Origin of the sequence: Rhodococcus sp. MTM3W5.2, assembly GCF_001984015.1 — a bacterium.
Classification (GTDB): Bacteria; Actinomycetota; Actinomycetes; order Mycobacteriales; family Mycobacteriaceae; genus Rhodococcus_G; species Rhodococcus_G oryzae.
In genome coordinates this window covers 1029371-1041997 of the sequence record NZ_CP019572.1, presented here as the reverse complement: position 1 = coordinate 1041997, position 12627 = coordinate 1029371, and the positions used below count along the sequence as shown (strand labels likewise).

Sequence of the window (12627 nt, the reverse complement as noted above, 5' to 3'; positions counted from 1 at the left end):
AGGTATCCTGACGAGGTGAGCGACTTCAGCGCCGAGACCGGCGAGGACCACGACGAACCGGACGGGTACTCCGGCAGGGCACTGGTCACGGTCGGCGCGCATCCCACCCTCGCGCTCGACGTCCAGCTGGTCGGCCATTTCGAGCCGATCAGCGGTCGCTACCTCTGGCAGGGCCGGGTCCGCCGGCTCGCGGAGTCGATGCCCGACGGTGCGACGGTCGGGCCCGGCGCGGAGCTGGAGATCGAGACCCCCGAGGGCTCGGGCATCGCGACGGTGTCATCGATCGACCTCTGGGGCAGCCACATGATCGAGGGCCGGTCGGGCAGGCCGTTCGCCGCAATGGAGGACACCGAAGGCCTGCTCTGACCGTTCCCCCCTGTTCCGTGGCCCGGCCGACCTACACTCTTGCGCCATGGAGCTGCAGACCCGCCAGCTGAGGTACTTCGTCGCCGTCGCAGAGGAGCTCAATTTCACCCGCGCCTCCCAGCGGCTGCACATCGCGCAGCAGGCGCTCAGCGCGCAGATCAAGCAGCTGGAGCAGGATCTGGACGTGGTCCTGCTGACCCGGACCACCCGAAGCGTGACGTTGACCGCGGCAGGCGCCGCGTTCCTCGAGGACGCGAGCGCGATACTCGCGGCCATGGACGCCGCGGCCGAGCGGGCCCGATCGATGCAACGCAGTGAGCGGGCCCGCCTGGTGTTGGGCTTTCTCGAGGGCGCGGCGCTGATCCTGACCGAGCCGATCCTCTCGGCCTTTCGCACCCGCCATCCCGGCGTCACGGTGGAGATGCGTCAGTTCAACTACGACGACCCCTCGGCAGGCCTCGCCGACCGGTCGGTGGATGTGGCGTTCGTGCGGCGCCCGATCTCGACGGACGGCATCGACTTCGTCCGCCTGTTCGATGAGCCGCTCATGGCGGGGCTCCGTCCCGACCATCCACTCGCCAGTCACTCCTCGGTTCGCGCGGACGAACTCCTCGCCGAACCCATGCTCGGCGCGGCCTGCACCGATCCGGTGTGGAACGCATTCTGGGAGCTCGATGCGCATCGAGACGGCATACCCGCGCCGGTGGTCTCCCGCTCGACCACGTTGCTGGAGGAATATCAGAAGGTGGCGGGCGGGGTCGGAATCGTGGTGACCGTCGCCGCGGCCCGCTGGGTTCCGTATCCCGGGGTGACGCTGGTACCGATCGCCGACGCCGCCCGCAACGAGGTCGCGGTGGCCCGCCACCGAGACAACGATTCGGCGCTGGTGTGCTCGTTCATCGACATCGCTCGGCGGGTGCGCGACACCCGCCCCGACCTCGTCGCGAAGCTGAGCGAACCGGATTTCGTCGACCGCACGATGCCGACGTTCCTGCCGTATTGACGGGTACAGCTTGTCAATACGGCAGGAACGAGCGCTTCCATGCCGTATTGACAAGCGCAGCTTGTCAATACGTCGCGAACGAGTGTTTCCGTTCGGCGCTCCCCGACCCTAGGGTTCCTTGGACGTCTAAACGTCGCACGATGAAGGGTGGAGAATGAGCTGGTCACGGGCCCGAGTCCTCATGCGCATCGTGACTGCACCCGTTGTCGTTGCCGCCGCCGCGGTGCTGCAGGTACCCGCTCATGCCGCCGCCGCACCCGCGAGCGACTGGACCCTCCCCGGTTGACGGTGACCGACGGCGCCATCACCGACGTCACCGGGCGGACCGTCCTGCTGCGCGGGGCGAACGTCAACCAGCTCAACGACTACGCCCAAAACGACCCCGCGCTCCCGGCCACCGCGCCTCTCGAACGCGCCGACTTCACCCGCATGGCGACACTCGGCTTCAACGTCGTTCGGCTGACCGTGGCGTGGTCCGCCCTCGAACCCACCCCCGGCGCATTCGACGTGGCCTACGTGGCCCGGATCCGCGAGGCCGTGCGAGATGCCAAGGACCACGGCATCTACACCGTGCTGGACATGCACCAGGACGCATGGGGCAAGGCGGTCGGGACGCCCCAGGGCGTGGCCTGCCCCTCGCCGCTCAAGCCCGGCGTCGGATGGGACGGCGCCCCGGCCTGGGCCACCCTCACCGACGGCTGGAGCACCTGCACCCTCGGCGGGATCCGCGAGAGCTCCCCCGCCGTGGCCCGCTCGTTCCAGAACTTCTACGACGACACCCAGGGCATCCAGGGCCACCTGGTCAACACCTGGGCTCGGCTGGCAGGCGAATTCAAGGATGAACCGGCGGTCGTCGGCTACGACCTGCTCAACGAGCCCAACCCCGGACTGCGTGACCCCATCACCGCCGCCGACCAGATCGGCCGGTACTACCAGCGCGCGATCACCGCGATCCGACAGGCCGAGCAGGGCGGGTTCGCGCACCTGGTGTTCTTCGAGCCGAGCGCGATCTGGTCCGCCTTCGGTCTCGACGCCCTGCCGCCGGCGCACTACGTCGCTGATCCACTCGTGGTGTTCGCGCCCCACCTCTACAGCGGTTCGATCAACGTGAGCAGCGAGATCCCCTCGATCGAGGAGGGCTTCCGGCTCGCGCTCGACGGCGCCGCGCGATATGGGGCACCGCTGTGGACCGGCGAATGGGGCTGGTTCGGCGACCCGGCCGCCGACGCGGACCAGGTCGATCGATTCGTCAACGCCATGAACGAGCACCGGATCGGCGGAGCCTGGTGGTCCTGGACCCAGGCCTGCGGTGACCCGCACGCCGTCCGCGACGGCAACACCCACAAGCCCCAAGGCAACCTCAACAAGATCGACTGCCCCTCGGGCACGCAGCTCGGCCTCGTCGAGGGCTTCGCCCGCCCACTCTCGCGCGCCTACCCGCGGGCAGCCCCCGGCAACCTCGAGGAGGTGACCTCGACCGGGTTCGCAGGCTCCGGCACCGGACGCCTCGAGGCCTGGTACCCCGGAGCCGAACGCCCCGACCTCGACACCACCGGCGTCACCGATCTCGACCTCACCCAGGTCGACGGTGGGTGGCGCCTGACCGGGAACACCGCGGGGGCCTATCGGGTGACCCAACACTGAATCACGACGCACGGAGCCCGGGAATGTAAATCGGCAGGTTTCGCACGATGGAATGAAATCGCGGACCGGGTCACATTAAATCCACGGTCCGCCCCGGTCGAACTTTTCATGAATTCCAGACCCGGGCCGGAAAACAGTGTTCGAACCCTTTATCCGGCAAAGAACACCAACGAGACCGGCGATCAGACCACTCAACCCGGCCGGGGATTCCCGGACCGAAGTCGCGAACAGTGCTCCTCTGAGCTGGATCGATAGCGATTGTGGCGAATGCCGACGACGCTTCCCGCATCGCGAAAGCAGCGATCTCCGGCGGCGAACACGCACCCCGACGGGCTCCCGACGGAACAAATCGAACTTCGACCCCATTCAATTGACCTTTTACTCACACGACACCGGGTCGACATGGTAGAAATTGTCGCGGCCGCAACTGCAACCTGGTTGCGGTCGCGGCATTTCAGGAATCAAGTTCAAGGAGAAATCAATGGGAACCCTCTTCACTGTGCTCGGCGCAATCGGAAGCACCATCTCGATCGCGACCTTCATGAAGTCGCTGAGCTGACGGCTCGGGGCCGGTGCGCTCCCGAGGTGCACCGGCCCCTTTGACCGCCACGCAGGCGGTCGCCATTAGGTCCTGCCCCGGCACTCCCGGGGTGGGCGCCCAGGTAGATGCGACGCCGGGACAGGCCCTGCGTCGGGCAGAGTACGCGGCCACCACCCTGTCGTGACCGCAACAGCGAGAACTAGGGAGAACATGTCTTCGAACACCGTCCGCCGGATCGCCGCCCTCGCGGCCGCCACCGCCCTCCCCGCCGGCCTGCTCATGGCCGGCGCAGGAGCGGGCGTCGCGAGCGCCGCCGACCCGGCCTGCGCCCAGTCCAGCCACGACACCAAGAACGACTGGAGCACCGTGTGGATCACCCACACATACGACAAGACCGTCTCGGCCGCCGAGGCGGCCGCCGGCACCAACGTCACCTACAAGATCGTGGTCGGCACCACCAGCATCGGTAACCCGTACGTCAACTCCATCACCGACTACCCGCCGGCCGGCTTCGGTACCCCGGTCTCGGCGAAGGTCACGGCCTACCACTTCGCCCAGGGGCAGGTCACCGAGGCCGTCACCCCGCAGACCAGTGGTGACGGCGGCTGGAGCATGAACAGCACCGGCTGGTTCGTCAACTCCGGCAACCCGGTCACCGCCGAGATCACCTACAAGGTCCCCGACAACATTGCGGCCGGTACGAAGGTCACCAGCGGCGGCATCGGCGTCGGCGGCACCGTCGGCGTCGGGACCGGCAAGCCCGGTCTCACCTCGTGCTTCACCGCGCGCGCGAAAAACCCCGGCGAGGCCGTCACCGGCAGCCTCGACGGCGCGGGCCTCGGCTCCGCCGAAGGCCAGATGAGCTCCACCGGCTCGATCAGCGACGTCCTCGGCGACACCATCACACGAGTCATCACCAACGGCAGCTAGACCCCGGTTGCTCGGCGCCGCGACCGCCGCGGCGCCGAGCACACGGCCCCCACACCCCAACGCTGCGACCTTGATGTCGATGTCGACGGTCGCGCACCAGCTACCGAAGGAAATCCATGACATCACGAGAGATCACCCGCGGCGTCGCCGCAGGCGCGGCAACAACTCTGGCCATCGGCGCACTCGCCCTCCTCGGCGCGGGCGTCGCAGGCGCGGCCCCCGCGTCGATCACCTGGGACGACGGCAGCTCCCGTTTCACAAGGACGGTCAGCAACACCAGCCCCGCCGTCGGCGACACCATCACCGTGACAACGAAGTTCGACCGGACCAGCTGGGTCGACGAGTTCATCTACAACGTCAAGGACCGGCATCCGTCCTGCCTGACCTACGTCCCCGGCTCCGCGAAGATGGGCGGCTCCCCGACCAACACGGACGACGTCAACGCCGACGAGGGCAACGGGACCGGATACGTCCGCTCCTCCTGGGGCGTCACCTCCTGGGTGGTCCAGAATCGTCCGGGCTTCCATGCCTCGCCGGAGTACAGCGTCGACTACAAGGTCGGCCCGAACTGCCCCCGCGGCGTCGCCCTGACCACCGGCATGGACTACGGCGGATCCCTCGGCAGCGGCGGCTACGGCCAAAAGGGCCCGTCGCTCAACATGGCCAAGACCGCCACCACGACCACCCTCGCACCCGTCACCGGCGCCCGGGTCGGCGTGCCGAGCACCCTCACCGCCAACGTCACCGGCGGCGCAGCGGGCAACACCATCGAATTCCGCGACGGCACCGCCCCGATCGGCACCGCCACCCTCGACGGCGCCGGCACCGCCACCCTCGCCTGGACCCCGAACGTCCGCGGCGGCCACACCCTCACCGCGCACTTCGCCGACACCGCGTTCGCCACCGCCTCGCAGTCCGCGCCCATCACCGTGCAGGTCGCCGAGCAGAACGCCACCTCCACAATCGCGCTCGCACCGATCACCGGCGCCCAGGTCGGCCGCGCCTCCACCGTCACCGCCACCGTGAACCCGGCCGCGGCAGGCGGCACCGTCGAACTCCGCGACGGCGCAGCCTCACTCGCCACCCTGCCGGTCGGCGCCGACGGCAAGGTCACCTACCAGTGGGTGCCCGCAGCGGCAGGCGCACACACCCTCACCGCCACCTTCTCCGGCCGTGACGGCGTCGTCGGATCGAACACCACCGCGCAGGTGAACGTGGCCGAGGCACCCGCCACCAACACCGACTCGACCACCACCCTCAACCCGGTCGGCGCCGCCGCCGTCGGCACCGCCACCACCCTCACGGCCAAGATCAACCCCGCCAACGCAGGCGGCACCGTCACCTTCAAGGACGGCGGCACCGTCATCGGCACCGGCACGGTCGGCGCTGACGGCACCGCCACCACCGCGTGGACCCCGGCCACCGCAGGTCAGCGCACCATCACCGCCGAGTACTCGGGTGCAGGCACCGTCAACGCCTCCTCCGACCAGGAATCGGTGATCGTGGGACCGGGCAACGGCACCGGTGGCCCCGGAACCGGAACCGGCAGTGACGCAGGCAGCCTCGGCTCGCTCTTCGGCTCCTGACAACCGACACACCGTGAAGGGGCTGTCCCCGGCCACCTCGGCCGGGGACAGCCCCTTTTCACGACCCGCCCACCGGCAAGACGTCCGGCGTCAGGGCTGGGCCACGACGGGCCCGCCGATACCCGAGCGCAGGAAGTCGACGAGCGGCGCCGCCAGATCCTCAGCCGTCGCAGGCCCGTGCAGCGGGAACACCGCGGAGGCGAGCAGGATCGAGCCCATCGCCTCGCCTGCCACCTCGAGGTCCACAGCGCCGGGCAGATCTCCGCTGCGCACCCTGGAGGTGAGGAACTCCGCCGCGACGTCACCGAACTCTCCGAACACCCCGAGCAGCCGGTCGATCAGGACCGGATCGATCGACGGCGCCTCGAACACCACGAAGCGGATCAGTTCCGGCTCCTGCCGCACCAGCTCGTGCATGCGATCGACAATGCGCCGGTACCGGTCGAAGAACTCGTCGAGGTCCGCCGACCGCCCGAGCGCGTCGTCGACGATCCGCTCCCTGATCAGTTCGAAACCGCGGTCAACGACCGCGTCCAGCACGTCACGCTTGCTGGTGAAGTAGTTGTAGAAGGTGCCATGGCCGACGCCGAGCGCGGCCACGATGTCGGCGACACCGCAGTTCGCGTAGCCGTTCGCCACGAACACCTGCGCGGCCGCCTGAACCAGCTCGCGGCGCCGCTCCACACTGCGCCCGCCCGCGACCCGGTCGTCGGCACCCACCCCGTGGGTCACCTCGCCTGCCCGTCCGTACCCGGTCGGCACAGGCCGAAAGACACAAGCGCGACGATCGTGTCGGTGTACCGCGCCCGGTCGGCGGCACATTGACCCACGCGCAGTCCGCGCAGCAGACCGGGCCAGGTCAGGGCGATGATCGAATGTCCCACCGCGTTCGGGTCGAGATCCTTGCGCAGCCAGCCGCCCAATATCCCGTGCTCGAGCACCTCCGCGACCATCCCGGCCAACACCTGTTCGCCGCGCATCACCCGCCTGCCGAGCTCGTCCTCGATCGCACTCGCCTCGACCATCAGGAGCTTGAGGACATTCGGGGAGTCCTCGACCAGTCCGAACAGCGCGTCCGCGAGGTCCCGGATCCGGGCGATCAGCGATTCCAGCGTCTCCGGCGGCTCGAGCAGCGCTGGCGCATCGACGACGTCGATCAGTTCCCGCAGGCACCGGTCCATCACCTGATCGAGGATCTCGCGCTTGCTGTCGAAGTACCGGTACACGGTGCCGAGGCCAACGCCCGCGCGCTTTGCCACCTGCGCGGCGGTCGTCGCCTCGTAGCCACGCTCGGCGAATTCCTCGATCGCAGAGGACACGATCTGCTCGCGCCTGGTCTCGGACAATCCCGGCTGCGGTGGCCGTCCGCGCCGGGCGGGCCCCTCCTCGTGCACTGCGACGGGCGGCACCACATCGCTGGGCGTCGGCGGCAAGCCTGGCTCCTTCGGCATCGCGGACTCGGGAACTCACGACAATGCGCCCGCATCGGCGGGCGCATTTCCCGGATCGGTCGGTGACCGATCCATGATCAGGATATTACCAACCGCTGGGCCTCAGCCGGTGGTCTCGGCGACCTCCACGGCGGTCTCCGCGACGGTCCCGACCAGTTCGAAATCGGACGGGTCGAGCCTGCGGGTGCGCAACCAGTACTGCCAGGTGAACCCGGGCCAGATGGTGCGGTTGACGCCCTTGGCATCGAGGTACCAGCTGACGCAGCCGCCGTTGGTCCACACGCCCTTGGACAGCTTGGCCTGGATGTCTTGGTTGAACCGATCCTGCACCTCCGGCCGCACCGCGATCGCCTCCGCGCCGCTGCCGTCGACGAGCGCCATCGCCGCCAGCACGTATCGGATCTGCTGCTCGATCATGAACACCACCGAGTTGTGCCCAAGGCCGGTGTTGGGGCCGAGAAGGAAGAAGGCGTTCGGGTAGCCCGCCACCGTGATCCCCAGGTGCGTCTGGATGCCGTGCTCGTTCCAGTACGGCACCAGTTCCTGCCCGCCGACACCCGCGAGGTTCACGCTGTCGAACCCGTCGGTCACGTGGAAGCCGGTCCCGAAGATGATGGCGTCTGCCTCGCGAACGGCGCCGTCCACTGCCACGATTCCGGACTCGGTGACCCTCTCGATGCCCTCGGTGATGATCTCCACGTTGGGCTTGGCCAACGCCGGGTAGTAGTCGCTGGACCCCAGGATCCGCTTGCATCCGATCCGGTACTCAGGCGTGAGCTTCCTCCGCAGCACCGGGTCGGCGATGCTGCGCGCGATGTTCTTCTTCGCGATCTTCTCCAGCGGCCGCATCAGATTCGAGTGGCCGTTGAGTCCGATCGCCAACGATTCCGACGCCCAGTAGATGCCGTTGCGGAACGCCCTCCTGACCGGCGGCACCAGGTCGAAGACCCGGCGCAGGCGCGTGCCGATCGAGAGGTTCCTGCGCGGCACCACCCATGCCGGGGTGCGCTGATAGAGCTGCAGCTCGGCCACCGCGTCGACGATCTCGGGCACGAACTGGATGGCGCTGGCGCCGGTGCCGATCACCGCCACCCGCTTGCCGGTGAGGTCGTAGTCGTGGTCCCACCGAGCGGAGTGGAACGCGGCACCGCCGAAGTCCCCCATCCCTGGCAGGTCGGGGATGTTCGGGACGTGCAGCGCACCGACACCGGCGACGAGATACTGCGCGACGTACTCGTCGCCCTCCTCGGTGCGGACGTGCCAGCGGTTCTCGCCCTCGTCCCAGTAGCCGCCGTCGACGGTGCGACCGAAGTGGGTCTTGGCACGCAGCCCGTACTTGTCGGCGAGGCCTCGCAGGTAGTCGAAGATCTCCGCCTGCCCGGACCACAGCTCGGACCAGCCGGGGTTCGGCTCGAAGGAGAACGAGTACATGTGCGACGGCACGTCACAGGCACAGCCGGGGTAGGTGTTCTCCCGCCAGGTGCCGCCGACCTCATCGGCCTTCTCGAGAATGACGAAGTCCGGGCGGCCGGCCTTCAGCAGCTGGATCGCCATGCCCATCCCGGAGAAACCCGCGCCGATGATGAGCACCCGGGACCGATGCTGCGTCGTCGCCGCGCCGCCGTGGGCGCCGCCCGTCTGCGATGCCATGTCCGACCTCGACTCTCCCGTACCTATCGTCAGGTTAACCTCGCGTGACGGCGCTCACCATTGCATCGCGGGGCCGAAACGCCGCAGACGGAGCTGCCCGAACCCGCGGCGCCGTGACTACAGTCACGAGATGGCCAAGCTTCCGAAGGAACCAGCCGACAACTGGGAGATCCCCGCGGTCCAGGCGCTGCGGGCGACGCCGGACACCCGGGTTGCCGACATCGTCACCAAGGGCACCCCCGGCTTCGTCGGCGACAAGGCGCTGGGCGAGCGACTGCTCGAGGAGCGCGGCGCACGCCTGTCCGCCCTCCAGGAGCTGCTGTACGCCAACGGACGATCCGGCGACACCCGCTCGGTGCTGCTGGTGCTGCAGGGTATGGACACCGCGGGCAAGGGCGGGATGCTCCGGCACGTGATCGGCCACGTGGACCCGCAGGGAGTCGACCACGCCTCCTTCGGGGTCCCGACCCCGGAGGAAAAGCGCCACGACTACCTGTGGCGCATCCGCAAGGCCCTGCCGAGGAACGGACAGCTCGGCGTGTTCGATCGGTCCCACTACGAGGACGTGCTGGTGGTGCGGGTGCACAACCTGGTGCCGCCGGAGGTGTGGGAGCCGCGCTACGAGGAGATCAACACGTTCGAGCGGGAACTGGTCGAGGCCGGTACGACGATCGTCAAGGTGGCGATGTTCGTGTCGCTGGACGAGCAGAAGGCCCGCCTGGCCGAACGGCTCGAGCGGCCCGACAAGTACTGGAAGTTCAACCCGGGCGACATCACCGAGCGCGGCTTCTGGCCGGAATATCAGAAGGCGTACCAGGCCATGCTCGACCGGACGTCGACCGAGCACGCGCCGTGGCACGTGGTGCCCTGCGACCGCAAGTGGTACAGCAGGCTGGCCGTCACCGAATTGCTCATCGACGCGCTGGAGAAGCTCGATCTGGACTGGCCACCCGCCGATTTCGACATCGAGGTGGAGAAGGCCCGGCTCGCCGAGTCCTGAGCCTCCGCTTCACGGAGTCAAGGGAAGTGCGGCGTATCGCGGCCCAGCTTGTGGTCGTGGTGGATGGTGCCGCCCACCACGGCCACGGCCGTCGTGATCACGACGACCAGTGCCGACCCGGCGACGATGGCCCAGCCGGGGTGACCGGACCCCGCCGCCACCAGGAACATCCCCAGGGTGAGCGCGGTGAGCAGGACGCAGCCGAAGCCGACCCACCCGGCGAAAATGTTCAGACTCATCGCTGGCTCCTCTCGGCCGGCGGCGTCGCCGCTTGTCGTCATCGCACGGGCCAGCGGTCGCCGCCGGGCAGCGGGAAGCGGGGGTGTGCTGGTGCACTCGTCGATCGTGGACAACGGCGCTGCTCACGATGCTCGAACCGATCAGCACGCAACCCACGCATACCAGGGCCGCCACGATCGCCCAGCCGGTGAAGCCCGACGCCGCCGCGACCACGCTCAGAGCAAACGTGAGGACGGCAACGAGTCCAAGGGCATAACCAATCCACTCGGAGAACAGACTCAGCTTCTCGGGGAACCGACGCACCCGCCCCGGGAACTGTCGTAGCTGCTCGGAGAACATATTCAGCCTCATGTCGGCGAACAGATTCTGGAACATGCTCACTCCTCCTCTACTCGAGGATCGACCTTTGTGTCGACGCTACGCCCGGTTCTCGCGCCTCGACAAGGCGTCAGAAGGGCTCGACCGGCTGCGGCATCTGGGTGAACTTGCCGACGATCGCCGCGCAGAACCAGTGCAGGTCCGCAGGCCCGCGGCTGGTGACCAGGTTCCGGTCCACCACGACCTTCTCGCTCACGTGGCTGCCGCCCGCGTTGATGATGTCGGTGCGCAGGCTCGGCCAGCTGGTCAGGGTCCGACCTCCGACCACATCCGCCTCGAGCAACATCCACGGACCGTGTCCGATCGCGCCGACCGGCTTGCCCACGTGCACGAAGTGCCGCACGAAAGCGACCGCGTGGTCGTCGACCCGGAGCCGGTCCGGGTTCATCGTGCCGCCGGGAAGGATCAGTCCGTCGAAGTCGTCGACGCTCGCGCGCGCGACGACCAGATCGACCGGGAAACGGTCCGCCGGCTGCACATCTGCACGGAATGCCTGGATCTCCCCAGGCTCGAGGGCTATCAGCGTGACCGCGGCGCCCGCCTCCTCGACCGCGCGGCGCGGCTCCACCAGCTCGTCCTGCTCGACGCCGTCTGTCGCCAGGATCGCCACCCGGTGACCCTCGAGTTGCCTAGACATCGCCCCGACTCCTTCTGCGCTCGCCTGCGGCGCCCGGATCTCCCCGGGCAGCCGCCACCGCAGCGAACGCACCCGGGCATGCACCGAGTATGGCGCTCGATCGGGGCTACGACCAGGGGTGGTCCTGGTGTCAGCTCACCAGCAGGACACCCACCAGCGCGATCGACGCGACCCAGACGGTCGACAGGCTCGCCAGCACGAAGGGACGGGGGCCGACGTCCCGGATGACCGCAAGGCGCACCCCGGCGCCGAGGGCGAACATCGCGGCGGTGAGCAGCGCCGTCTGCGCCAGTCCGGCAACGGCCAGGACGGATCCGGGCAGCAGTCCGGTCGACCGCAACCCCACACACGCGATGAAGGCCAGCACGAACAGCGGTACGAGCGGCGGGCGCTGAGCGGCACCGGCGCCACCGGCGGGCAGGCGCCGACTGCGCACGCTCAGGTAGGCCATCACCGGGGCGAGCATGAGCACCCGGGCGAGCTTGACGACGGTGGCGACGGCCAGTGCGGCCCCGCCGATCGCTCCTCCGGCCGCGACCACCTGGGCGACCTCGTGGATGGCACCGCCCGCCCACATGCCGGCAGCCTCCTCGCTGAGCCCCATGGCGCTCGACAGGAGTGGGATCGCCGGGATCATCAGGGTTCCGAAGATGACCACGAGGGCGACCGCGGTGAGCAGCTCCTCCTCGCGGGCGTCGATGACCCCGTCCGCGGCCGCGACCGCCGCCGCGCCGCAGATGGAGAATCCACAGGCGATCAGGACCCGCTGGGTCCACGACAGCCCGAGCAGCTTGCCCGCATACATCGTCCCGGCCATGCCGAGGCACACGATCGCCACGACAACCGCGATGACGCCCCAGCCGAGCCCGAGGATGTCGCTGAACATCAGCTGCAGCCCGAGCAGCGCGATGCCCACCCGGAGCAGGCGCTTGGACGAGAAGGCCAGCCCGGGGCGAAACCGCGGCGCGATCGTGAACAGGTTCGCCACGAGTGCCCCCGCCACGATCGCGATCAGCATCGGGCTCACGGTCGGCACGAGCCGCCCCACGCCCATCGCGACCAGCGTGCCGACCACGCTGAGCGCGATGCCGGGAAGGACATCGGTCCGCTCATTGCCCGGCCGCACGGGCGGCGTATCCGCGGCTCCCCGATCGCGAACGAGATTCGACCCGCTCAGTTCTGTGCTCATGTATCGACTGTC

At 68.8% G+C, this 12627-nt stretch carries 12 protein-coding genes; 6 read left to right on the top strand and 6 right to left on the bottom strand.

Annotation, left to right across the window (positions count from 1 at the left end; translation table 11 throughout):
* The first annotated feature begins 15 nt into the window (after positions 1–15).
* The 5 genes from BTZ20_RS04955 to BTZ20_RS04935 all read left to right on the top strand — a co-directional run bounded on the left by BTZ20_RS04955 (position 16) and on the right by BTZ20_RS04935 (position 6070).
* Complete coding sequence (locus tag BTZ20_RS04955) at positions 16–366, top strand: DUF4873 domain-containing protein (protein ID WP_077040606.1); 351 nt, start codon at positions 16–18, stop codon at positions 364–366.
* A gap of 46 nt (positions 367–412) precedes the next feature.
* A complete protein-coding gene (locus BTZ20_RS04950) occupies positions 413–1369 on the top strand; it encodes a LysR substrate-binding domain-containing protein (protein ID WP_077040605.1) in 957 nt (318 codons plus the stop codon).
* Positions 1370–1657: 288 nt separating this feature from the next.
* On the top strand, positions 1658–3013 hold the full coding sequence (locus BTZ20_RS04945; protein ID WP_223263750.1) for a glycoside hydrolase family 5 protein: 1356 nt from the start codon (positions 1658–1660) through the stop codon (positions 3011–3013).
* Positions 3014–3764: 751 nt separating this feature from the next.
* Positions 3765–4484 carry a hypothetical protein gene (locus BTZ20_RS04940; protein WP_077040604.1) on the top strand — a complete coding sequence of 240 codons (720 nt, stop codon included), beginning with the start codon at positions 3765–3767 and terminating at the stop codon, positions 4482–4484.
* A 116-nt stretch (positions 4485–4600) separates the two neighbouring features.
* On the top strand, positions 4601–6070 hold the full coding sequence (locus BTZ20_RS04935; protein ID WP_077040603.1) for an Ig-like domain-containing protein: 1470 nt from the start codon (positions 4601–4603) through the stop codon (positions 6068–6070).
* A gap of 90 nt (positions 6071–6160) precedes the next feature.
* Here BTZ20_RS04935 and BTZ20_RS04930 read toward each other — a convergent pair whose 3' ends face one another.
* The 3 genes from BTZ20_RS04930 to BTZ20_RS04920 all read right to left on the bottom strand — a co-directional run bounded on the left by BTZ20_RS04930 (position 6161) and on the right by BTZ20_RS04920 (position 9171).
* On the bottom strand, positions 6161–6790 hold the full coding sequence (locus BTZ20_RS04930) for a TetR/AcrR family transcriptional regulator (RefSeq protein WP_189636595.1): 630 nt from the start codon (positions 6788–6790) through the stop codon (positions 6161–6163).
* 8 nt (positions 6791–6798) lie between these two features.
* Positions 6799–7503 (bottom strand): TetR/AcrR family transcriptional regulator, encoded by a 705-nt coding sequence (locus BTZ20_RS04925; protein ID WP_189636594.1) that lies wholly within the window; start codon positions 7501–7503, stop codon positions 6799–6801.
* Positions 7504–7623: 120 nt separating this feature from the next.
* Entirely contained in the window at positions 7624–9171 is a 1548-nt protein-coding gene (locus BTZ20_RS04920) for a flavin-containing monooxygenase (protein WP_077040600.1), read from the bottom strand.
* Between the two features lie 130 nt (positions 9172–9301).
* Here BTZ20_RS04920 and BTZ20_RS04915 point away from each other — a divergent pair, with 130 nt between their 5' ends.
* Positions 9302–10171 (top strand): polyphosphate kinase 2 family protein, encoded by an 870-nt coding sequence (locus tag BTZ20_RS04915; protein WP_077040599.1) that lies wholly within the window; start codon positions 9302–9304, stop codon positions 10169–10171.
* A gap of 17 nt (positions 10172–10188) precedes the next feature.
* On the opposite strand, the gene BTZ20_RS04910 is transcribed toward BTZ20_RS04915, so the two are convergent.
* The 3 genes from BTZ20_RS04910 to BTZ20_RS04900 all read right to left on the bottom strand — a co-directional run bounded on the left by BTZ20_RS04910 (position 10189) and on the right by BTZ20_RS04900 (position 12615).
* The gene (locus tag BTZ20_RS04910) at positions 10189–10410 is read right to left on the bottom strand and encodes a hypothetical protein (protein WP_077043489.1); all 222 of its coding nucleotides are present in this window, start codon (positions 10408–10410) and stop codon (positions 10189–10191) included.
* A gap of 449 nt (positions 10411–10859) precedes the next feature.
* A complete protein-coding gene (locus BTZ20_RS04905; RefSeq protein WP_077043488.1) occupies positions 10860–11426 on the bottom strand; it encodes a type 1 glutamine amidotransferase domain-containing protein in 567 nt (188 codons plus the stop codon).
* A gap of 130 nt (positions 11427–11556) precedes the next feature.
* Complete coding sequence (locus BTZ20_RS04900) at positions 11557–12615, bottom strand: YeiH family protein (RefSeq protein ID WP_077040598.1); 1059 nt, start codon at positions 12613–12615, stop codon at positions 11557–11559.
* Between the last annotated feature and the right edge of the window lie 12 nt (positions 12616–12627).